Source organism: Kitasatospora sp. NPDC048545, from assembly GCF_040651155.1.
Taxonomy (GTDB): domain Bacteria; phylum Actinomycetota; class Actinomycetes; order Streptomycetales; family Streptomycetaceae; genus Kitasatospora.
In genome coordinates this window covers 58,363-80,531 of the sequence record NZ_JBEZIQ010000039.1, presented here as the reverse complement: position 1 = coordinate 80,531, position 22,169 = coordinate 58,363, and the positions used below count along the sequence as shown (strand labels likewise).

General features: G+C 74.2%; 17 protein-coding genes. 8 read left to right on the top strand and 9 right to left on the bottom strand.

The features are described 5' to 3' along the window. The first annotated feature begins 32 nt into the window (after positions 1-32). Genes AB0D10_RS30945 through AB0D10_RS30935 form a run of 3 tightly spaced genes read left to right on the top strand, consistent with a single transcriptional unit; the run spans position 33 to position 2,827 of the window. Positions 33-866: a 2OG-Fe(II) oxygenase gene (locus AB0D10_RS30945; protein ID WP_360262258.1), complete on the top strand. Its 834-nt coding sequence runs from the start codon at positions 33-35 to the stop codon at positions 864-866. A 24-nt stretch (positions 867-890) separates the two neighbouring features. After that, positions 891-1,691 (top strand): phytanoyl-CoA dioxygenase family protein, encoded by an 801-nt coding sequence (locus tag AB0D10_RS30940; protein WP_360262257.1) that lies wholly within the window; start codon positions 891-893, stop codon positions 1,689-1,691. Next, positions 1,688-2,827, top strand: coding sequence for a zinc-binding dehydrogenase (locus AB0D10_RS30935; RefSeq protein WP_360262256.1), 1,140 nt, complete (start codon positions 1,688-1,690; stop codon positions 2,825-2,827). The genes AB0D10_RS30940 and AB0D10_RS30935 overlap by 4 nt, the downstream gene beginning before the upstream one ends. 112 nt (positions 2,828-2,939) lie before the next feature. On the opposite strand, the gene AB0D10_RS30930 is transcribed toward AB0D10_RS30935, so the two are convergent. Genes AB0D10_RS30930 through AB0D10_RS30920 form a run of 3 tightly spaced genes read right to left on the bottom strand, consistent with a single transcriptional unit; the run spans position 2,940 to position 9,011 of the window. After that, the gene (locus AB0D10_RS30930) at positions 2,940-5,006 is read right to left on the bottom strand and encodes an aminotransferase class I/II-fold pyridoxal phosphate-dependent enzyme (protein WP_360262255.1); all 2,067 of its coding nucleotides are present in this window, start codon (positions 5,004-5,006) and stop codon (positions 2,940-2,942) included. Between the two features lie 41 nt (positions 5,007-5,047). After that, a complete protein-coding gene (locus tag AB0D10_RS30925; RefSeq protein ID WP_360262254.1) occupies positions 5,048-7,789 on the bottom strand; it encodes a ferritin-like domain-containing protein in 2,742 nt (913 codons plus the stop codon). A gap of 10 nt (positions 7,790-7,799) precedes the next feature. Further along, a complete protein-coding gene (locus tag AB0D10_RS30920; RefSeq protein ID WP_360262253.1) occupies positions 7,800-9,011 on the bottom strand; it encodes a cytochrome P450 in 1,212 nt (403 codons plus the stop codon). 228 nt (positions 9,012-9,239) lie between these two features. Between AB0D10_RS30920 and AB0D10_RS30915 the strand changes: the two genes are divergently transcribed. From AB0D10_RS30915 to AB0D10_RS30900, 4 genes are all read left to right on the top strand, one after another. Further along, positions 9,240-10,439: a nucleotide disphospho-sugar-binding domain-containing protein gene (locus AB0D10_RS30915; protein WP_360262252.1), complete on the top strand. Its 1,200-nt coding sequence runs from the start codon at positions 9,240-9,242 to the stop codon at positions 10,437-10,439. Continuing rightward, positions 10,436-12,421 (top strand): glycoside hydrolase family 95-like protein, encoded by a 1,986-nt coding sequence (locus AB0D10_RS30910; RefSeq protein WP_360262251.1) that lies wholly within the window; start codon positions 10,436-10,438, stop codon positions 12,419-12,421. The genes AB0D10_RS30915 and AB0D10_RS30910 overlap by 4 nt, the downstream gene beginning before the upstream one ends. 125 nt (positions 12,422-12,546) lie before the next feature. Continuing rightward, on the top strand, positions 12,547-13,770 hold the full coding sequence (locus tag AB0D10_RS30905) for a histidine kinase (RefSeq protein WP_360262250.1): 1,224 nt from the start codon (positions 12,547-12,549) through the stop codon (positions 13,768-13,770). Next, a complete protein-coding gene (locus tag AB0D10_RS30900; protein ID WP_360262249.1) occupies positions 13,752-14,405 on the top strand; it encodes a response regulator transcription factor in 654 nt (217 codons plus the stop codon). Before AB0D10_RS30905 ends, AB0D10_RS30900 begins: the two co-directional genes overlap by 19 nt. Positions 14,406-14,520: 115 nt before the next feature. Here the strand turns inward: AB0D10_RS30900 and AB0D10_RS30895 are convergent, their stop codons facing one another. After that, complete coding sequence (locus AB0D10_RS30895; protein ID WP_360262248.1) at positions 14,521-15,012, bottom strand: HPP family protein; 492 nt, start codon at positions 15,010-15,012, stop codon at positions 14,521-14,523. 167 nt (positions 15,013-15,179) lie between these two features. Here AB0D10_RS30895 and AB0D10_RS30890 point away from each other — a divergent pair, with 167 nt between their 5' ends. Beyond that, entirely contained in the window at positions 15,180-16,406 is a 1,227-nt protein-coding gene (locus AB0D10_RS30890; protein WP_360262247.1) for an amidohydrolase, read from the top strand. Between the two features lie 126 nt (positions 16,407-16,532). On the opposite strand, the gene AB0D10_RS30885 is transcribed toward AB0D10_RS30890, so the two are convergent. The 5 genes from AB0D10_RS30885 to AB0D10_RS30865 all read right to left on the bottom strand — a co-directional run bounded on the left by AB0D10_RS30885 (position 16,533) and on the right by AB0D10_RS30865 (position 22,131). After that, positions 16,533-17,432 (bottom strand): immunity 49 family protein, encoded by a 900-nt coding sequence (locus AB0D10_RS30885; protein WP_360262246.1) that lies wholly within the window; start codon positions 17,430-17,432, stop codon positions 16,533-16,535. Positions 17,433-17,541: 109 nt separating this feature from the next. Then, a complete protein-coding gene (locus tag AB0D10_RS30880) occupies positions 17,542-18,942 on the bottom strand; it encodes an erythromycin esterase family protein (RefSeq protein WP_360262245.1) in 1,401 nt (466 codons plus the stop codon). A gap of 233 nt (positions 18,943-19,175) precedes the next feature. After that, positions 19,176-19,475: a hypothetical protein gene (locus tag AB0D10_RS30875; protein WP_360262244.1), complete on the bottom strand. Its 300-nt coding sequence runs from the start codon at positions 19,473-19,475 to the stop codon at positions 19,176-19,178. A gap of 155 nt (positions 19,476-19,630) precedes the next feature. Then, positions 19,631-21,268 (bottom strand): amidohydrolase, encoded by a 1,638-nt coding sequence (locus AB0D10_RS30870; protein WP_360262243.1) that lies wholly within the window; start codon positions 21,266-21,268, stop codon positions 19,631-19,633. Positions 21,269-21,351: 83 nt separating this feature from the next. After that, on the bottom strand, positions 21,352-22,131 hold the full coding sequence (locus AB0D10_RS30865; protein ID WP_360262242.1) for a TetR family transcriptional regulator C-terminal domain-containing protein: 780 nt from the start codon (positions 22,129-22,131) through the stop codon (positions 21,352-21,354). Between the last annotated feature and the right edge of the window lie 38 nt (positions 22,132-22,169).

Genomic DNA, 22,169 nt, shown 5'->3' with positions numbered 1-22,169 from the left:
TAGCACACGGAGTGCGGAATCAGGGGGATTGCGTGGGCGATCTGAATGTTCGGCAACTGGAGGACGTGAGCAGCAACGGCTCCCCGATCTACACCCTCTTCGACGCCGAGCGCACCACCGACCTGGACGGCGGGCACCTGCTGCGCCTGGCCTCCGGTGTGCTCGGCGCCGTCCTGGTGGAGGGCTTCGCGCCCGCCGAGCTGTGCGCGGCGGTGATGAAGGGGCTGGACGACCACCCGCTGGGCGCCTACGACGAGGCGGTGGTCTTCCCGCCGGTGGCCAAACTCGGCCCGGCGGCCTACGACTTCTACGGTGCCCGCGAGCTGAACGCCGAGTACTGGGGCAACGCCGAGCAGGCGCGGGCGATCCGTTCGACGCTGCTGGATGGCGCCGACCCGCTGGAGTACGCGGTGGACCGGTTCCGGTCGGTGTGGCCCGGCCCGGTGGCGCCGGCCTCCTGCGCCGGGCGGCCGCTGTTCGCCGGGATGATCCGGGAGGTCACCACGGGGATGAAGATGCACTGGGACGAGATCGTCCGGGAACTGCCCGGCGCCCTGGACGAGGAGCCGGTCGCCCAGCTGGCCTTCAACTGGTACCTGTCGATGCCCGAACGGGGCGGCGACACCCAGGTCTACAAGCGCCGCTGGAGCCCGGCCGACGAGGACCACCGGGACGGCTACGGCTGGGCGGAGCGGATGGTCGAGCGCGAGCCGACCGCCGCGGTGCGCCCCGCCGCCGGGGACGCGGTGCTGTTCGACCCCCGGAACTACCACCTGGTCCGGCCCTGTGCGGGCGAGGGGCGGCGGGTCAGCCTGTCCTTCTTCCTGGGCGTGACCGCCAGCGGCCGGCTCCTGTACTGGTCGTGAAGCAGCGAGCGGAGGAAACACACTGTGAAACTCACCCCTGACCAGATGGACCGATACCAGGAGGACGGCTTCCTGGTCCTCGATTCGCTGTTCGATCCCTCCGAGGTGGCGGCGCTGTCCGAGGCCTACGAGCTGGACAGCCTCGTCCCGGGACCGCACCGCGTACTGGAGGACGACGGCGAGGGCGTGCGCGCGGTGTACGCCTCGCACGAGCGCAGCCCCGAGTTCGCCGCGCTGGTGCGCAGTCCGCGCCTGCTGGGACCGGCCCGTCAGCTGGTCTCCGACAAGCTCTACGTCTACCAGTTCAAGATCAACGCCAAGCCGGCCTTCGGCGGCGACAAGTGGGCCTGGCACCAGGACTTCGTGGCCTGGCGGATCGCGGACAACCTGGCCGCGCCCCGGATGGTCAACGTCGGGCTCTACCTGGACGAGGTCACCGAGTTCAACGGGCCGCTGATCTTCCTGCCCGGCTCGCACCGCTCCGGCCTGCTGCGGGACGCCCGCAGCCACGACCACCGCTCCGAACAGCACCTCGACCCGGACGACATCGCGCTGCAGCCCGGGCAGATGCGCGAACTGGTCGACCAGTACGGCATGGTGAGCCCCAAGGGCGCGGCCGGCTCGGTGGTCTTCTTCGACCCCGAGATCGTGCACGGCTCGGCCCCCAACATGTCACCGTTCCGTCGGCGGCTGCTGATCGCCACCTACAACGACTGCGCCAACCCGCCGATGCCGGTGGGCGAACCGCGGCCGGCGCACGTCGTCGGCCGGGACACCGCCCCGCTGGAACTCGGCGGGGAGCTCACGCCCGGGGGTGCCCGATGAGCGGGCAGCGTTCCAGCGGGCGGCCCGGCGCCGGCGCGCTGACCGGCCGGGCCGTGGTCCTGGAGGCCTTCGGCGAGCCGCTGGCGCTGCGGGAGTTCCCGGTCGCCGAGCCCGGCGACGGCGAGATCGTGGTGGCCGGCCGTTACGGCGGTGTCTGCGGCACCGACGTGCACCTCCGCCAGGGACACCTGGACATCCCGGTGCCGCTGGTGCTCGGCCACGAGGGCCTGGGCCGGGTGCACGCGCTCGGCCCGGGCGCGGCGGCCGACGCCGAGGGCCGCCCGTTGAGCGAGGGCGACACCGTCATGTGGGCGTCCTCGATCGCCTGCGGCCTGTGCGTGCCCTGCCGGCAGTACCGGGAGCCGACGCTCTGCGAGAACCGCCGCACGTACGGGGTCAACCGCCCCACCACCCAGCGGCCCGGACTCTCCGGCTCCTGGGGCGAGTACATCCACCTGCAGCCGGGCACGACCGTGGTCAAGGTCCCCGATGGCGTGAGCGAGCCGGCCGCCATGTCGCTGGCCTGCGCCGGTCCGACGATGGTGCACGCGCTGTACGACCGGCGGCCGGTGCGGGTCGGTGAGACGGTGGTGGTCCAGGGCAGCGGCCCGGTCGGCCTGGCCGCCGCGGCGCTCGCCCAACTCTCCGGCGCCGCCCGGGTGGTCATGGTCGGCGGACCGGAGGGCCGGCTGCGGCTGGCCGCCGCGGCGGGCATCGGCGACGACCACCTGGACATCGTCGGCGGCGACCGGGACGAGGTGCTCAAGCAGGTCATGGAGCTCACCGGCGGGCGCGGTGCGGACCTGGTGATCGAGTGCGCCGGAGTCCCGGCGGCCGTCGCCCAGGGGCTGCGACTGGCCCGGCGCGGCGGTGCGTACCTGATCGTCGGCCAGTACACCGACGCCGGTGACACCCTGCTCAACCCGCACCAGATCGTCCACCGGCAGCTCGACGTGATCGGCTCCTGGGCCTTCACCGGGGCGCACCTGGTGGACTACCTGCGGCTGCTGCCGGCGCTGTCGGCCCGCTTCGACCTGGAGGCGCTGGTCACCTCCTACCCGCTGGACTCCGTCGAGCAGGCGCTGGCCGCGGTGACCGGCGGCACGGTGATGAAGGCGGTGCTGGCGGTCGGCTGAGCCGCACCGCGAACGCCCGGAGGGCCGGAGCGGATCCCCTGGTTCGGGGGATCCGCACCGGCCCTCCGGCGTGCTGCGGGCGTCCGGCCGGAGCCGTCGGGGGTCGTCCCGGTCAGCTCGCCCGCAGCAGCCACAGCCAGGTCGACGGCGAGCCGAACGGCTCCCGGCGCTCGACCTGGAGACCCGCCTCGGCGAAGGCCTTCTCATAGGTGTCGGCGGTCAGGATCGGGGTGTCCATGAACGCGTGCACCAGCTCGAACTCCAGAGAGAACACCGGGAGTTCACCGCGGAGGGCGGGCCAGTCCTGGCTCACCGTGTCGGCGATCAGGAACTGCTTGGCGTCCGGGAACACCTCGCGCAGCAGGCGCATCACGCCGGCCGGGTCCCCGGTGGACTCGAACAGGTCGTGCATCATCAGGAAGCTGGTGACCAGGTCGATGCCCGGGAAGGTCCGCTGGTCCACGTGGTCGAGCACGTTCGCCCGCACCACCTCCAACCGGTCCGCCAGTCCGGCCTCGGCGATCCGCAGCCCGGCCGAGGCGCACGCGGCCGCGTCGATCTCGATGCCGACCCCGCGCCGGCCGGGCTCGGCGCACAGCCGGATCAGCCGCGACGCGTCACCGCAGCCGAGGTCGGCCACCGACGAGTAGTCCAGCGCCGCGGTGACCTTCTCCTCGACCGGCAGCATCATCAGCCGCCCCACCGAGCCGGAGCCCGCCGCGATCTGCCGGCCGTCGCGGCTCACGTCGCGGCCGAAGGCCACGCGGCCGGACGCCACCCCGGCCAGCTGCCCCATCAGCTCGCCGTAGCCGCCCACGCCCCAGGTGAAGTAGCCGGAGTGCCGGGCGAGTTCACGCCCGGCCGGGGTGAGCTCGGCGGTGTCGTCGGCCAGTTTGAGGTAGCCGAGCAGCGCGGCGGTGCGCAGCAGCGCCGACAGCTTGACCTCCTCCGCGCCCGAGCGCCGCAGCAGGGCGTCCACCGCCACCGCGCCGCCCTCCAGCGCCTCCCACAGGCCGAGGTCGGTGAAGGCGAGCACCAGGTTGGCGCCGACGTAGCCGTTGAACAGCGCGGCCGGCTCCTGCGGCGCCAGGGTGGGGTAGCCCTGGGCGTCGCGCGGGGCGCCCAGCCCGCTGCCGGCCCGGCCGGCCGCCGGTGCGGGCAGCACGGCGGCCAGCGCGCGGCAGAACCGGTCGACGTCCGCGGGCGTGCCGACGGTGACCCGCAGGTGCCGGTCCAGCCCGAAGATCCCGAGGTCGCGCACCGCGATCCGGTGCTCCTCGGCGAGCCGCTCGGCGGTCCGCGCGGAGTTCCCGGGCACTTCGATCAGCACGAAGTTGGCCTGCGACGGCAGGTAGCCGACGCCCAGCTCGGTGAGGCCGCGGTAGAGCCGCTCGCGCGCCTCGGCGTTGTTCCGGCGGGCCTGCGCGAGGTGCTCGGGGTGCGCCAGGGCGGCCGCCGCGGCACGCTGAGCCACGCGGTTGACGCTGAACGGCACCGCCGCCTTGGTCCGGGCGATCCGGCCGACCAGGTCGCGGGGGCCGACCGCGTACCCGGTCCGCAGTCCGGCCAGGCCCCAGGCCTTGGAGAAGGTCCGCAGCACCAGCAGCCGACGGCCCTCGCGGACGGCGGCCAGCGCGGACTCGAACGAGGGCGCGGCGAACTCCATGTACGCCTCGTCGAAGACCGGGACCACCCCGGCGGCCTCCGCCCGGTCGAGGATCCCCGCCACCTCCTGCGGGCCGAGGGCCTGCCCGGTCGGGTTGTGCGGGTTGCAGACGAAGGCGAGTCGCAGGCCCGGCTCGGCCAGTGCGGCGGTGAGCGCCTCGACCGGCAGCCGCAGGCCCGGCGCCAGCGGCACCGTCCGGACCTCGCCCCGGGCGGCCGCGGTGGCCGTGGCGTAGCCGGGGAAGGTCGAGTCGGTGACCAGCGCGCCGTCTCCGGGGCCCAGGAAGGTGAGGGCGGTGAGCAGCAGCAGTTCGTCGAGGCCGTTGCCGACCACGACCATGTCCGGCTCGACCTCGTGGAACTCGGCCAGCCGTTCCCGCAGCCCGGGGGAGCCGGGGTCCGGATAGTGGGCCGTCCGGGCCCGCAGCTCCTCGGCGGCCGCCGCGAGGGCTTGGGCCGGTGGGCCGTACGGGTTCTCGTTGCAGTGGAGTCGCAGCATTCCGTCGTCGTTCATCGCGGTTCCCCTTCTGGTGGTCATCTGGCGGCTCCGCCCGGTCAGAACGGGACCCCGGGGGACTGGAACGCGGGGCCGAGCACGGTCCCGCCGCCGCCCGGACTGGCGGTGTCCAGGAGCTTCTTGGCCTGGACCTGCATCTGGTACATCAGGCCGACGGCGTCGTCCATCTCCCCGGGGTGCCCGTTGAACACCCGGTTGAGCGAGGTGAGGGCGTTGGTGTAGGAGGTGTCGCACTGGAGGGAGTCGCGCCGGGCGGCGGATCCGGCCGGCAGCTTGTAGGTGTCCGGGTCGTCGGCCATCGGCAGGACGCCCTGCGGGTCGAAGGGCACCGGGGGGCCGGTGTACGACCAGGTGCCGTCGGCGCCGCGGGCCAGCCGGCGGCCCTCGACGATCTCCTTGAACCGGTAGTAGTGGCCGAGCTCGCCGATGTCGGCGATGCCGTTGCCGTTGAGGTCGTGCGGGCTGCCCTCGCCCTGCTCGATGATCTGGTGGACCGCCAGCAGGGCCGAGCGCTTGTCGGTGACCTGGTAGAGCACGGACGGCGCCCCCGGCCAGCTCACCTGGCGGGCCGGGTCGCCGGCGAAGAGCTTGCCGCCCTGGCTGAGCCGGATGATCCCGCGCGCGATCTGGTTGTAGAACCACCCGATCGTCTGCGGCCGGTACTCGGCCTTGCCGAACCAGCTCTCCAACCGGTCCATCGCCGGGCCGTCCGCGGACTGCACCTTGCCGCGCCCGTCCGTCTTCACCGCGTCGTGGGCGATCACCGAGCCGGTGAACGGCTTGCCGTCGACCAGCGGGTGCTCGGGCTGCTCGATCGCCATGAAGACGTCCCGCACGTGCTCCACCGACAGCCGGCGCAGCCGCACCGTCAGATCCGGCAGCACCGGCCCGGGCAGCCGGCCGGGGTAGGTGGGCACCAGGCCGGGGCGGCCGATCCGCGGCTGCCCGCCGACCGCGTTCAGCAGGTTGGCCACCTGGGCCAGGTGCTGCATCTCCTCCCGCACCACACTGCGGATGATCTCGGCGATCTCGACGTTGGTCCCGGCCTTGACGGACAGCAGGGCGGCCAGGTAGGGCGGGATGGTGGCGAGTTCGACGTTCAGCGCCTGCTGCAGCGCCGCCCGCAGGTCGTCGGCCGAGACGATCTCGAGGATCGGCGGCGACGGCTCTGTGTCCAGCCATTTCACGATGGTGTCCCGCTTTCCTGGTGACAGGTCCCGTGTGACGGGCATGTGGTTGGGGGAGTCGAGGGGGGCCAGCAGCGAGCGCTTGACGTACTCGGCGCCGGCGATCACCTGGTTCGGGTCGGCCAGGTCGAAGACGTCCTTCATCGCCGGGTAGAGGTTGGCGTACTGCTGGAGGACGGGATGCACGTCGCGGACCCAGGTGGGCCGGGCGGGGACGGGCGAGTGGCTGAACAGCCGGACGCTCAGCTGGCCCTCCGGCTCCTTGGGCCGGTCCGCGAAGGCGTAGCCGACCTGGGGCGCGATGCCGTCGACGGCCCCGCGCGGATTGCCCGGGTCGCGTCCGGTGAGGGTCACCACGGCGCGGCCGTCGGCGCCGGTGGTCACGGTCCTCGGCACCTCCAGCACGGGTGGCGCGCCGTCCAGGGCGATGGTCACCCCGGCGGCGGGCCGGCCGTAGCGGGTGGCGTACAGGACGGTGCGCGCGGTGTCGTGCGGCGCCTCGGGGTAGAGCCGGAAGACGCCGCCGTCGGCGCGCAGGAAGGTACCGTCCGCGTTCTCCGCGAGCACCACCGCGGGCTGCCCGCCGGAGGGGTCCACCACCGCCAGCCGGCGCTCCCGCACCGCCGTGCGCTGGGCCGGGGTCAGCTTCGCGGTGACGATGCCGGCGGCGCGCTCGTAGAATCCGGTCTCCAGGCCCTCCAACGGCGCGAGGTCCTCCGGGGAGCCGTCGGCGCGCAGCGCGGCCAGCCGCAGCGGGCCCACCGGCACCAGCGGACCGCCGCGCGAGCCGGCCCGGATGCTGTTGCCGAGGTCCACGAAGACCGTGCCGCTCGCCTCGTCGACCCGGCAGGGGGCGTGCTGGTAGGCGCTGTCGGCGGAGGTGGTGCGCAGCCTGCGCCCGGCGACCAGGTGGTGCGGCTCGCCAGTGACGTACGGTCCGACGGCGCCGACCATCCGGCCGTAGGTGAGGTTCGCCGGCCAGCTCTCCACCCCGTCCTCGACGGCGTCCAGGGTGAACTTGATCGACAGCAGTCCGCCCTGGGTGGTCTGGCGCAGGGTGCGCAGGAACGGCGAGCCGAGCCGGTCGGCCCACTGCAGGTTGCCGAGGACGGACTGGTAGGTGGCGGAGGGGTCGCCGCGCCCGGAGGGCAGCGTGGCCCGGATCCAGACGTCCTCCATCGCCGTGGTCTCCAGGTCGGCGCGCAGCAGTTCCGCGCCCTGGGCGTCGAGCAGCCGCATCCGCAGGCCGTGGATCTCGGCCACCATCTGGTTCTGCGGGTCGAGGTCGGCGAACTTGCCGTGCGCCCGCCGGTCGTCGTCGGCCAGCCTCCCGTTGATCACGGGGTCGGCGGCCGGATCGGTGAGCACCCGCCCGTCGGCCTGGCAGACGCTGGTCACCGCGATGTCGGTCAGCCGCATGGCGCCCGAACCGCGCGGATTCCACAGGCCGTTGGGGTCGGGCAGGTTCATCCGCCACTGGAACCGGGGCTCGAAGACGTCGTTGTCGAAGTACGGCGGGAGGTTGTTGGCCGTCGCGACGTCGGCCTGGAACGTCCCGGCGAAATTGAGCCGGGGGAACCCGAGGTAGGACATGCAGGCCCCTTCAGCCGCGCTGCTCGAACGTGATCGGCAGACTCTTCAGAAAACGGAAGTTGATGCTGTCGAGCCATTCCGGCTCGGCCTGTTCCAGCCGCCAGCCGGACACCCGGCGCAGCAGGGTGCGGATCGCGACGTCGATCTCGGAGAGCGCGAGGGCCGCGCCCAGGCAGTAGTGGATTCCGTGGCCGAACGAGAGGTGGTCGGCGGCCCGGCGGGTGACGTCCAGGACGTCCGGGTCGGCGTAGCGCCGCGGATCGCGGTTCCCGGCGCCGAGCACCAGCGTCACCGACTGCCCCGCGCGGATCGTGCGGCCGCCGATCTCCAGGTCGCTCAGCGCGATCCGGGTGGTGAACTGCACCGAGCTGTCGTAGCGCATCAGTTCGTGCGCCGCGTTGGTGGTCAGCTCCGGCCGCTCGCGCAGAAGCTCGGTCTGCCCCTCGTCGCGCATCAGCGCCAGCACCGCGTTGCCGATCAGGTGGGTGGTGGTCGCCTGGCCGGCGTCGATCAGCAGCAGGAAGTTGGCGAAGACCTCGCCCTCGGTGTAGTCGGCGTCCCGCAGCTGGTCCGAGACCATCCGGCTGAACAGGTCCTCACCCGTGCCGTCGCGGCGCCCCGCCGTGCCCCGGTCGAACGCCTCCCGCAGCCGCTCGATCCGCGGGTTCTGCGCGTCGGACTGGGTGAAGAACTCGTGCAGCAGCCCCTGCCAGCCCTCCAGCAGGTGCGCGGCGTCGTCCGGCACCCCGGCCAGCCGGGCGATGATTCCCCGGCTGAGCGGCTCGGAGAAGTCGTGGATGACGTCCATCCGCCCGGCGGGCACGACCTCGTCCAGCAGGTCGTTCGCCAGGCCCTCGATCAGCGGCCGCATCTCCCGGACGAACCGCGGCGTCAGCCCCGGCTTGATCAGCCGGCGCAGCCGGGTGTGCCGGGGCGGCTCGTTGAACAGCATCATGTCGGAGAGCGTCCGGGCGAGCAGGTCGACATTTCCCCGGGACTGCGCCGGAAGGCTTTCATGGAAGTCCGAGATGCGGGCACCGGAAAGTCGCTGATCCTTCGAGAGTTCGACGATCTCGGGATGCCCGAGCACCGCCCAGGACTGCATCCACTCGTCCCACTGGACCGGATTGTCGGCCCGCAGCCGGGCGTAAAACGGATAGGGATCGGACGCCCATTCGGCACCGAACAGATCGATTAGGCTCGTGGTGCCGGGAGCGGTCATTGCTGGATTCCCCCTCGTCCTGGCCGGGTCTCACGGCTGTGCCAGGCCACCCTGCCGCCGATCACCGGCGACGTCAACCGCCTTGCCCGGCAGGCGAATGCGGGAAGGGTGGTATGCCGTGGGTCTTTCGGCCCAGACTTAATGACGATGCCCCGGGATTCCGCTCGCTGTTAGGGTCGGCGAAGTCGGTGAGAATTCTCGTGAATTCCCGAGTGGGAAGGCCGGAGCATGACGCGATACCTGTTGGCGCCCTTTCCGCTGCATGGGCATGTGGTGCCCATGGTCGCGCTCGCGGAGGAATTGGCCGAGCGCGGGCACCGGGTGGACGTGGTCATCAGCCCGGAGTTCGCCGGGGTGTTCCGCGAGGTGGGCTGCACGGTCACCGAGATCGCCATCCGGCCGCGCGGCGGGGTACCCGAGAAGGCCACCGTGGGCCACAAGGTCCGGCGGCTGCGCCGGATGTACGACGTCTTCCGCGAGCAGCGCCGACTCACCGGCGAACTCGTCGCCCGCTGGGGCGAACTGGACCCGGTCGTCGTGGTCGCCGACATCATGGCGATCTGGGGGATCCGGGCCGCGGAGGCGGCCGGGGTGCCGTTCGTCTCCTTCTTCGTGACCTACGCCGTGAGCGAGGAGGTGCTGCTCGACGAGGTCAGGCAGCAGCTCGGCCCCCGGGCGGCCGCCGTGGTGCGGGCCCTCGGCATCGCCCGCGTCCAGCCCGGGCTGCGCCGCAGCGTCACCCGCGGCGCCGCGCTCGCCCTGGTCAACACCGTGCCCGAACTCCAGCCCGCCCGGGAGTCCTTCGACGCGCGCTACCAGTTCGTCGGACCGCTGCGCCAGGAGGTGGCGGACACCGCCGCCCACGACGGGGACGACCTGCCGTGGGACCGCATCGAACGCGAGAAGGCGCTCTACGTCTCGACCGGGACGATGTTCACCCGCGGCGCCGAGTTCTTCCGCAAGGTCGCCGACGCCTTCGCCGGCACCGACTGGCTGGTCATCATGGCCACCTCGCACACCGACCCGGCCGAACTCGGCACCCTGCCCGACAACGTGATCGCCCGCCGGTACGTCCCGCAGTCCGCGGTGCTGGAGCGCTGCCAGGCCTTCCTCTCGCACGCCGGGATGAACTCCGCGCTGGAGGGCCTCGCCCTGGGCCTGCCGATGGTGCTGGTGCCGCGCGCCTCCGACCAGAAGGAGATCGCCCGGCGGCTGGAGGCGGCCGGTGCCGGGATCGTGGTCCCCGCGGAGAGCGAGGGCGGCAGCTTCCTGGCCGCGGTCGAGCGGGTGGTGGCCGACCAGGAGGTGCGGGCCACCCTCGACCGGCTCTCCGAGCGGATGGACCGGCGGGGCGGCCCCGCCGCCGCCGCCGAGCTGCTGGAGAAGCTCGCCGCCGACCGCCCGCACCGCCGCGGGGCAGCCTCGTGAGCGGTCCCACCCGCAGAACCGTCCTGCAGGCCTCCGTGGCCGCCGGACTGGGCGGAGCGGTGCTCGGCGCCGGCTCCGGCCCCGCCCGGGCCGACTCCGCCGGCCCGGCACCGGAGCTCCACCGCGACGCGGTACTGGACGCCCGGATGAGCTGGCAGCGGCTGCCGGAGGACCACCACGACGCACCCGCCCTCGGCGACGGCAAGCTGATCGCCCACGTCCACCGGGGCCCCCGCGACACCCTCGCGTTCGCGCTCGTCACCGCCGCCGGCAGCCGGTCGCAGCCCTCCGCGCGGCTGCTGCTCACGCTGCCGGGCACACCCACCGGCGCCCACTGGGAGCTCGACCTGTGGAACGCCGAACTCACCGGGACGGTCACCACCACCGGCGGTGACCTGCGGTTCTCGGCCCTGGTCCACCGCCGGCGCGGCGTCCTGCTGGTGCGGCTGACCGACGGCGCGGACCGGCCCGGCGTCGACTGGACCCTGGAACCGGGCCCGCACGGCGGCGGCGACATCGTCTGGCAGGAGCACACCGCCGGGTCGGTGCGCACCCTCGCCGCGGCCGGCGACGAGGCGGCGGTGCGCCGCGCGCTCACCGCGGACCGGGCCGCACTCGACGCGGAGCACCGGCAGTGGTGGAACGCCCACTTCGGCCGCGGCCTGATCGCCGTCCCCGACCCCCGCGCCCAGCGCTTCTACTGGGCCCAGGTCTACGCCGCGGCCGCGCTGCTGGACCCCGACCGCGCGGTGACCGGCATCGGCCACCCGCTGCTCGGCACCACCGACCACCTCGACCTCGACCCGGTCGCCCGCGGCGCCCAGGGCCTGCCGTCGGCACTGGCCCACCACCACGTGTACGGAGCCCTCCCCGGCACCGGCTCCCGCGGCGGCCGCACCGCGAACCCCGTGGCGGCCTGGGGCCTGCCGGCCGTCGACTCGGTGCACCGCCTCGGCATGGACCGCCGGATCCTGTCCGAGGTCCTGCACCCCGCGCTGCGCGCCGCCGTCCGGTTCTGGAGCGGCTTCCTGGTCGAGGACCACGAACGGCGGCTGCACCTGCCCGCGACCCACTCGCCGCGCTACGCCGACGCCCCCGACTCCAGCCACGACCTCGCCCTGCTGCGCTGGTCGTTGCGCGCGCTGCTGGACGCGACCGCCCGGCTCGGCCTCTCCGACCCCGAGGCCGACCGCTGGCGGGACGTCGCCGCCCGGCTGACGCCCTACCACCGGGACGCCTCGGGTGTGATGGTCGGCGCCGGCGTCGGGCTCACCCGCTCCCACCCGTACGCCTCCCACCTGGCCTGGCTGCACCCGCTGCGCGAGGAGCTGTCCGCACGGGGAGTGGACGAGGCGACCGCCCGGCACAGCTACGCGCACTGGACCTCGATGCGGGAGGACTGGTACGGCTCCTCCTCCGTCGCGGCGGCTGCGCTGGCGGCGGCGCTGCGGGAGCCGGAGCGGGCCCTGGAGCACCTGACGCACTTCCTCGACGGCGCCAGCCGCGGTGGCCCCGGTTCCGGAACGGACGCCGGTGCGGTGGGGCCGAACGCGCTCTACCGGCCCGGCGTGGGCGAAGATCCCGACGCCGGGGTCGCGGTGCCGCTCGCGGCCGGGCAGGCCCTGCTGGACCTGCTGCTGGACGGCCGCTCCGGCACGCTGGAGGTGTTCCCCGCGGTGCCGTCCGGGTGGTCCGAGGCCGCGTTCTCCGGGTTGCGGGCCCATGGCGCGTTCCTGGTGGACGCCGCCCGCTCCGGCGGCCGCACCGACTGGGTCCGGGTGCGCAGCGAGGCCGGCGAGCCGCTGGTGCTCGCGCACGGCATCGAGGGCCCGGTCGACGTCCTGGACGGCGAGGGCCGACCGCGGCCCTGGCAGGACCGCGGCGCACGGCGCGTCGCCGTGGCGCTCGCGGCCGGGGAGAGCGTACTGGTCACCGGACGCGGCGCCGGGCCCCGGGCGGTGACCGGCGGCGGGACGCCGTAGGCGGGTCAGGTGGATCTTCGCCCGGTCCGACGGGATCCACGGGACATCGCCCTGGGGGCAGGCTCGACGCCGGCGGTAGTGCCAGCACCCCTTCGGCCGTCGGTGCCAGCGGCTAGGGTCGCAGGGTGATCGTTCGCAATACGCTGGAGGCCCTGGCGCAGCGGCCGTTGGCGTTCCTCGGATCCTCGTGGCCCTGGCGGTCGTTGGGCTTCCTGCTCGCGGGGGCCGCGGTGGGCGCCGGTGCCTTGGGGCTGGCGGCGCTGCTGGTGCTGCTGTGGGGCGGGCTGGGGCCCGGGGCGGTGGCGGTGCTGCTGCCGCCGGTGGCCGTGGCGGGGTGGGCCGCCGCCGGGTACGAGCGGTGGCGGCTGCGGCTGGTGACGCCCGTACGGGCCGCCGCCGCGCCGGAGCCGGCCCCGGCCGGGGCGTGGGCACGGCTGCGCGAACTGGTCCGGGCGCCCGGGACGCTGCGCGACCTCGGCTACGGCCTGGTGTCGCTGCTGCTGCTCTGGTGGATCGACCTCGGGCTGACCGCCGTCGGCCTCGGTGCCCCGCTGTTCCTGCTGACCGCGCCGCTGCAGCCCACCGCGAACCCCGCGGTCTCCTGGCTCGGGCCGCTCGCCGGGCTGGTCCTGGTCCCCGTCGCCGCCTATCCGGTGGCGGCCTGGGCGGGGGTACGGGCGGTGACCGCGCAGGCCGTCCTGGAGCCGGCCGAGGACGAGTTGACCAGGGTGGTGGCCTCCCGCGCCCGGCTGGTGGACGCCTACGAGGTGGAGCGGCGGCGGATCGAGCGCGACCTGCACGACGGAGCCCAGCAGCGGCTGGTCTCACTGTCCGTCAAACTCGGTCTGGCCGGCCTCGACCTGCCCGAGGAGTCGGCCGGCGGGCGGCAGGTCCGGGAGGCCCAGCAGGAGGTGAAGCTGGCACTGCGGGAACTGCGCGAGCTGATCCACAACATCCACCCGCAGGTCCTCACCGACCGGGGCCTGGAACCTGCGGTGCGGGACGTCGCGGGCCGCTCGGCGGTGCCGGTGGACGTCGACATCGAGCTCCCCGGGCGGCCGCCCGCGCCGGTCGAGGCCGCCGCCTACTTCGTGGTCTGCGAGGCCCTGGCCAACGTGGTCAAGCACAGCGGCGCCGGGCGGGCCTCGGTGCGCGGCCGGGCGGCGGCGGGCGGACTGGTGCTGGAGATCCGGGACGACGGGGCCGGAGGTGCCGACACCGCCGCCGGGACCGGCCTGCTGGGCATCACCGACCGCCTCGCCGTGATCGACGGCACCCTGTCCCTGCGTTCCCCGGCCGGCGGGCCGACCGTTCTGCGAGTGGAGATCCCGTGCAAGCACTTCGCCTAGTCATCGCCGAGGACTCGGTGCTCCTGCGGGAGGGACTGGTCTCCCTGCTGGAACGGTTCGGGCACACCGTGGCCGCCGCCGTCGGCGACGCGCCGTCGCTGATCGAGGCCGTCCGGGAGCACCGGCCGGACGCCGTGATCGTCGACGTCCGGATGCCCCCGGACAACACCGACGACGGCCTGCGCGCGGCCCGCCGGCTGCGCGCCGACGACCCGCGCCTGCCGGTCCTGGTGCTCAGCCAGTACGTCTCGCAGGGGTACACCTCGGAGCTGATCGCCTCCAGCGAACAGGGCGCGGGCACGGGGTACCTGCTCAAGGACCGGATCGGCGAGGTGCAGGAGTTCGTCTCCGCCCTCGCCAGTGTCGTCGCGGGCGGTACGGTGGTCGACCCGGAGGTGGTCCGCCAGCTGCTGACCCGCCGTCACGACCCGCTCCAGCGGCTGAGTCCCAAGGAGCTGGAGGTCCTGGGACTGATCGCCGAGGGCCGGTCCAACGCCGCCATCGCCCGGCGGCTGGTGGTCACGGAGGCCACCGTGTCCAAGCGGATCGCGAGCATCTTCACCAAGCTCGACCTGCCCCAGGCGCCGGACGACCACCGCCGGGTGCTGGCGGTGCTCACGTACCTGGGGTCCTGAGGGCCCGGCGCTCCGCGCTCAGCGGCCGCCGGGGAGCAGGACCGGCATCATCGGGACGCTGCCGGCGATCACCGGGGACGGTCGGGGAGCGGCTGCGAGCGCGGTTCGCCAGCGGTCACCAGGACAGCGGGTAGCGGACCGGGTGGCCGCCGATCCGGCCGGGGAGCAGGCCGATGAGGACCAGGAGAGTGGTGGCCAGCACGAGCAGGGGAAGGAACGGCACGGGATGCGGCGCCTGCAGGACCACGATGACGGCGGTGGCCGCCGCCGGGGAGTGCGAGAGGTGGGTGAGCATCATCGCGCCCAGCGAGAGCCCGGCGGCGACGGCCGCGCCCCAGGCGGTGCTGCCGGTGACGGCGAGGGTGGCGAAGCCGATCAGCGCCGACATCAGCTGGCCGCCGACCAGGTTGCGAGGCTGGGAGATCGGCAGGCCGGGCGCCCCGTGCACCAGGGCCGCGCTGGCCGCCAACGGGGGGATCAGCAGCGGCTGGTGGAGCACGACGCCGACCGCGGCCAGCAGGAGCAGGGCGCCGATGGCGAAGACGGTGGCCCGCAGGACGTGCAGCGGGTGCGGCCTGGGCGTGGCGGCGGATGGTGGCGTGGGCATGCGCGAGTGCTCCGGATGGGGGACGGGGACTCGGAGATGATAAACAGACTGTTGAGTGAAAGGTGGGATGTATTGCCTGCTGGGCACATTCGTCCCGCCCGAGGAGCGAGAGCGAGCACCCCATGACCACGCCGTCCGTGACCACACCGTCCGTGACAACACCGTCCGTGACCGTCTTCCGCGAGGTCCGCCCCTTCGGCTCGGCGCAGCCCGTCGACCTGGTCGCCGTGGACGGCCTGCTGGCCGAGGGGGTGCCGGACGGGGTGGTGCCGGAGGTGGTCGAGGGAGGGGGCCGGATCGCGCTGCCGACCCTGGTGGACGCGCACATCCACCCGGACAAGACCGCCTGGGGCGAGCCCTGGTACAGCCGCCGGCCGGCCGGTTCGCTGCCCGAGTACGTGCAGGGCGACGTCGACCTCCACCGGCGGCAGCGCACCCCGCTCGCCGAGCGGGCCCACCGGCTGCTGGCCCACGCCGTCACCCGCGGCACCCGGGCGGTGCGGGCCCACGTGGACGTGGCGCCCGCGTACGGGCTGGCCGGGGTGGCCGGGCTCGCGGAGGTGCGCGAGCGGCTGGCCGGGGTGCTGGACGTCCAGCTGGTGGCCTTCCCGCAGCACGGGGTGCGGCGGATGCCCGGCGCGGGCGCACTGTTCGCGGAGGCGGCGGCCGGCGGGCTGATCGACGCGATCGGCGGGATCGACCCGGCGGGCTTCGACACCGTCGCGGACGGGAGCACGAACAGGAGCGGGGACGGAACCGCGGACGCGGAGGGGCCGGCGCAGCTGGACCTGGTGTTCGGGCTGGCCGAGCGGTACGGACTGCGGCTCGACGTCCACCTGCACGACCGGGGCGAGCGCGGCCTCGGCCCGCTGCGCGACATCGCCGCCCGGACCAGGGCGGCCGGACTGGCCGGGCGGGTGGTGGTCAGCCACGCCTTCTGCGTCCCCGAGCTGGCCGGCGCCCCGCTCGCCGAACTCGCCGCCGAGCTGGCCGAGTCCGGCGTCGGGCTCACCACCGCCGCGCCCTCGGCCCACCAGGTGCTGCCGTTCCGCGAGCTGCGGGCGCACGGGGTGAAGGTCGGGCTGGGCTCGGACGGCGTGCGCGACTCGTGGAGCCCGTACGGCAACGCCGACATGCTGCACCGTGTTCACCTGCTCGGCTGGACCACCGATGCCCGCACCGACGAGCAGCTCGCCGACTGCTTCGCCCTGGCGGCCGACGGCGGTGCCGAACTGCTGGACCTGCCACCGGTCACCCTGCGGCCGGGCTCCCCGGCCGACTTCATGCTGGTGACGGGGGAGTGCCTGCCGCAGGTGGTGGTCGACCTGCCGCAGCGCGAACTGGTGGTCCGGGCGGGCCGGGTGGTCGCCCGGGACGGCCGGTTCGCGGGCTGAGCGGTGCGGCCGGGGCCGGTCGCGTGGTTCGGCCCGGGGCGCTCAGCCGGTGGCGCTCGGCCCGCGTTGCTCGGCCCGCGTTGCTCGGCCCGCGTTGCTCGGCCCGCGTCGCTCAGCCCGCGCTGATCAGCCCGCGTAGATCAGCGTCGCCGGGAGGTAGCCGGAGGTTATGCCGAGCTCCCAGCCGTGCGCCTGGACGGCGAGTGCGGCGAGGGCGATCGGCACGACCGGGAGCAGGGTGCGCGGCCGGGCCGTCGCGGGTGTGCTGTCGCGGTGCAGGGCGAGGCGGGCGGCGAGCGCCTTTTCGAAGGCTGCCTGGTCGTCCTCCAGCAGTACCCGGAGCAGCTGCTGGTCCGGGCTCAGCCCCGCCGCCTCGCCGGCGGCGTCCAGGGCCCGCGCGGCGGCCGCGCGCTCGACTGCCCCCGGCTTGCGCATCGGGACCGGGCTGGGGCCGATCCAGCGCGACCACTCGGTCAGCACGGTGAAGAGGTAGGAGCTCAGCGCCGCCATCTCGGCGAGGCCGGCCGGGTCGGAGAGGGAGGACAGGTCCGAGTGGGGCAGGCCGTCGCGGACAGCGGGGGCGTAGTCCTCGGCGAGCAGCGGGCCGAACAACCGGTCGCGCTGCCGGAGCAGACCGCTGATCATGCCCATCGCGAAGGCCTCCACCCACGTCGCCGCCGTCGGCGCGAAGTCGATGGTGGCGCCGAAGCGGATGGAGTCGCTCTCCAGCGTCCTGCCGATGTACGGGAAGGGGACCTCGAAGTCACCCCGGGGGAAGCAGCCGAGCTGGAGCACGCCGAGGACGCACTCGGCGGCCGTCCGCAGGGCGGCGCGGGCGTCGGCGCCGGCGAGCGTCGGATCCTCCGGGGTGAGGGCGCCGAGGTGGTCGAGCAGGTCCTCGCCCATCGCGCGGACGGACCCTATGGTCAGGTCGTCCTCGATGTCGTACCAGTGGCCGAGGGCCCGGCTGCGCACGTCCCCCAGCGCGTCCCGGATCCGCTGGTCGACCACGGTGTGGCACGTCACTGCTTCCACCACTTGCTGCTGCCTCTCCGTCGATGGCGCGGACACCTGTTCCGCGTCCACGTGCTGACGGAGAGGCACGCTAGCAGCGACCACTGACAATTCGCGCAGCTCAGAGCAGGTGGGCCTCGGTGGTCCGGTGGAGGTGGACGAGGACGTCGTAGGCCCCGCCGATCGCCAGGGCGGGCAGCGGGTCCTGCTCGAACACCGTCCCGGCGTCGTACGTCGGGCGGGCGGCGTCCAGCCAGGCGCGGGCGGTCGGCGGGGCGGAGCGCAGGTCGAGGTAGTAGTCGCGGTGCCGGACCCGGTCCAGGGTGTGCTCGTTCATGCCGGGGGCGGCCGGCGGAACGGTGACCTTCTTCCAGTCGGGGGCGAGCGGGGCGTCCTTGGTGAGGAAGGACCCCTGGCCGAAGGTGAGGCCGATGGCGCGGTAGTCCGTGCCGAGGGCGTCGCGCAGGTAGGAGCCCTGGGTCTTGGGGTACAGCTCGGGGTGGGTGGTCCGGTACCCGACGTGGCCGTTGTGTGCCGAGAGCAGCACCTTGCCGCCGGTGCGGCGCTGCCACCAGAGGGTGTTGTCGGTCATCGCCCGGTCGCGGAGGTTCTGCTTCTCGGCGACGTCGGCCGGGTCGTCGAGGTTGATGCCGGTGAACTCGAAGGTCTGGGCGATGGACCGGGCGTGCTGCAGGGCCCAGGCGTACGCCTCGCCGTCCTCACCCCTGGCCCCGGTGACCAGGGCCAGGGTCTGTTGCGCCAGTTCGGCATTGCGGCGGCGCTGGGCGAGCGGTGTGGTGGTCAGGTAGGCGACGGCGTCCTCGAACGGGCGCAGCTCGGCGTACAGCCGCTCCAGGCGCGGCAGCGAAGCGGGGGCGGCTGCGCGTACGTAGGAGGTCACCCGGTCGAAGAGCTGGTCGCCGATCCCGGGGACGTTCATGTCGTCGCCGACGAAGTGGACCGGGCGCTGCGGGTGTTCGCGGTTGTAGGCGCGCATCCAGGCGATGAGGTCGGCGAACTCCTCGCGTTGCCAGGGGGATTGGGCGAATGCCTGATCGGCGATCCGCCGGGCGTCACCCCCGGTGCGGCCCTGGACGTAGTCGTCGATCCGCAGGCCGGCCGACCAGCTGGTCTCCAGAGCGAAGGCGGTGAAGCCCTTCTCTCCGACGAGGTAGCGCAGGACCCGGTGCTTCAGGGCGAAGAACTCATGGGTGCCGTGGGTGGCCTCGCCGAGCCCGACCACCGTGGCGTCGCCGATCATCGCGCCCAGGGCCCGCAGGTCGGCGTTCCGGCCGCCGGGGTCGGTGGACCACAGGGGGTGGGTGATCGTGTCCAACTCGCGTATGACAGACGGTGTCTGACGGTCCGTGGCAGTAGCAGCGGGAGCCTCCGGTCGGTCGGCCGGCGGTGCTGCCGCGGTCGCTGCCGCTTCGGTGGCCGGGGCCAGCAGGGCGGTGGCGGCGACGGCCGCCGTGGCGGTCAGCAGGGACCGTCGGCCGACGGGCGTGCTGCGTACGGTCATTCTCGACTGCTCCTCGACTCGGTGGCACCGGTGACGGGCGGCCGTCGGCGGGAATGGTTCGCCGGCGAACGCCGTAGACGAATCGTCGGTCACCGAGGGGTCGTTGCGCGCTGAGGCGACCCGCCGGGTCGGGGCGGGGGATAACCCCCGGGGCGGCCCGGCCGCTCGTGGCGTCAGGCCGCCGGGATCAGCGGGGATCAGGCCGGTGGGGCGGTGGGATCCGGTCGGCGGGATCAGGTCGAGTGGACGAACTGCTCGTAGCAGGCGACGTCGTACTGGGACGGCGCGCCCGCGTTGCCGTAGGCCTGGCCGCCCGTGCCGCCGTTCGGTTGGCTGCCGAAGCCCGGCTCGTCGAAGGGGGAACCGGGGGACGAAGCCGTGTGGCCCGGGGCGTGTCCGCCGGCCGCCAGGAAGTCCTGGCAGGTCTGGTTCGGTGGCCCCGGCTGGTTCGGGGTGGGGTTCGCGAATGCGGCGGACGCGCCACCCAGGCAGAGGAGTCCGGCGAGCAGCCCGGTGGCTGCGGTGCGGAGCATCGTGTCTCCTCGGTCGGGCACGTACGCGGGACCGGGCGGCCCCGCGCCCCCGTTCAGGGGTACGCGGCGGAGCCGCCCGGTGCTCAGACGGGTCGGGTCGGGTCGGGGTGGGACGTGGCCCGGGCCGTCAGCGTGAGCCGGTCAGGGCGCGACGGTCAGAGCGAGTCGGCCCGGTGGGTGGGCCGTCCGTCGAGGACCGTGAGCAGGACGGGGAGGCCGACCAGTTCGGTGGCCGGGGTGGTGAGCGGGTCGGCGGCCAGCACGGTGAGGTCCGCGCGGTGTCCGACCGCGATCCGGCCTGCCAGCTGCTCCTCGCCCGCCGCGTGGGCGGCGTTGACGGTCATCGCCCGCAGCGACTCCAGGGCGGTGAGCGCCTGACCGGGGTTGTGCGGGGGCCGGTCGAGGTCGCGGGTGGGACGGCGGTGGCGGGCGCCCGCCATCACCGCCAGCGGCGGGTACGGCGCGATCGGCCAGTCCGAGCCGAGGACGACGGTGGCGCCCGCGTCCCACAGGTCGCGGCAGCGCCAGGCGCGGTCGGCCCGCTCCTCGCCGAGGCGGCGCGACCAGTTGTCGGTGTGGTCGGCCCGGGTGAAGTCGCAGCAGTGGGTGGGCTGCATGGACGCCGTCACGCCCAGCTCGGCGAAACGTCGGACGGCCTCGTCGGGGACGGTCTCGATGTGCTCGATCCGGTGCCGGACGGCCGGTGCTCCGCCGGCCGGCGGCAGTCCGCCCGAGGCCCGCTCGATCGAGTCGAGGGCGTGCCGGACGGCGGCGTCGCCGATGGCGTGGGTGGCGGTCGGCACACCGGCCCGGTCCAGCTCCTGGATGACGTGGGTGTAGTGCGCCGGGTCGGGCCAGAAGGCGTGGGTGGACTCGCCGTGGCAGTCCGGGCGTTCCAGCCAGGCGGTTCCGTTGTCGATGGTGCCGTCCATGAACAGTTTGATGCCGTCCACCCGCCAGAGCCGCCCGCCCCGGCCCTGCTGCTCGATCAGCGCGCGCAGGCCGTCCGCGTCCACGCCGGGCTGGCACCAGGGGGCGATCCGCAGGCGCAGCGGCAGCCGGCCGGCTTCGTCCAGCTCGGCGTAGAGGTCGAGGCTGTCGCCGTTGGCGTCCATCGCGTGGCCGCCGGTGAGGCCGGTGGCGGCCATGGCGCGCAGGGCGGTGGCCAGACGCTCGCGGCGCTCGGCGCGGGTGGGCTGCGGGGCGGCGCGCTCGACGAGCTCGCAGGCGGCGTCCTCCAGCAACAGGCCGGTGGGGCGGCCGTCCGCGTCGCAGACCACCTCGGCGGCCTGGTCGAAGGTGCGCGGGCCGTCCACTCCGGCCAGTTCCAGGGCGCGCGGGCTGGCGAGCATGGAGTGGGCGTCGAAGAGCTGGAGCAGCGCCGGGACGCCGTCCAGGACGGGCGCGAGCGCGGCGGACTCCACCGGGCGGTCGCCGAAGACGTTCGGGTCCAGGCCCCAGGCGTGCAGCCACGCGCCGCGGTCGAGGCGGCGGACCTCGGTGGCGAGGGCGGCGCGGACGGAGTCCAGGTCGGTGCAGCCGGAGAGGTCCAGGCCGTGGGTGAGCTCGGCGCCGGTGACCGGGTGCAGGTGGCCGTCGACCAGGCCGGGGGTGACCACGGCGCCCCTGAGGTCGATCACCGTCGTCGCGGGGTCGGCGAGTTCGCGGATCGTGCGGTCGTCGCCGAGGACGGCGATCCGGCCGTCCGTGACGGCGAGCGCGGTCTGCGGGAGGAAGCCCCCGGAGGCGGGGTCGAGCAGACGGGCGGAGAGGAGGACGAGGGAGGTGCGCACTTCAGCTCCAGCGGTGGTGCGGGGCGGGGGAGTTCGGGTCGGGACCGGCCGGGGGCGGGGGCGGTGGCGTGGGTTCGGCGGGGTCAGGACGGTTCGGTGGCGCGAGTGACGCGGGCGGGCTCATCGGTGGGAGCGGTGGGCTCGGCGACGGGGGAGTCGGGCTCCGCGGCACGGGAGTCGGGTGCCGCTGCGGGGGAGTCGGGGGCCGTGGCCGCGGCGGGTTCTCCGGTGGCCTCGGAGGTGGCCAGTGCGCCGTCGGGCAGGCCCAGTTCGCGCTCCGCGGTGGCGGCGGCGAGCCGGGTGACGGGGGCCGGGTGGTTGCCCAGCCCGGTGTTGGCGTGACCGGCCAGGCCGTCGATCACCACGAGGATCCGGACCGCCGTCAGCACCGGGTCCTCGGTGCGGAACTCGCCCCGGTCGACCCCGGCGGCGATCACGCCGCTGAGCCGGCCGCGCCAGTCCTTCTCCTGGTCGAGCACCCGGTCGCGCAGGACGGGGCGGTACCGGCTGAGGTGGCGGGCGTTGAGCCAGAGCCGGCTCATGTCGTCGTAGGCCGGGCCGGTGGCGCGGGCGAAGAAGCGGGCGAGGTGCTCCTGCGCGGACCCGTCCCGGGGGCCGACGGGCAGCAGCGTCTCCAGTTCGGCGGTGGCGGCGCTGCCGAAGGCCTCGGCGACGAGGTCCTCCACGGCGGGGAAGTAGTGGCTGATCAGGCCGGGCCGGACGTCGAGCTGCTCGGCGATCCGGCGCAGGGTGATGCACTCCAGTCCCTCGGTGAGGGCGACCTCGGCGGCGGCCCCGACGATCTCCGCCCGCCGGTCGTCGGGGGACTTGCGAACCCTTTTGCGCTGAACGCTTGACGTCATGTGGCGGATGCTATTGAGTGTGCGACCAATAAGCAAGC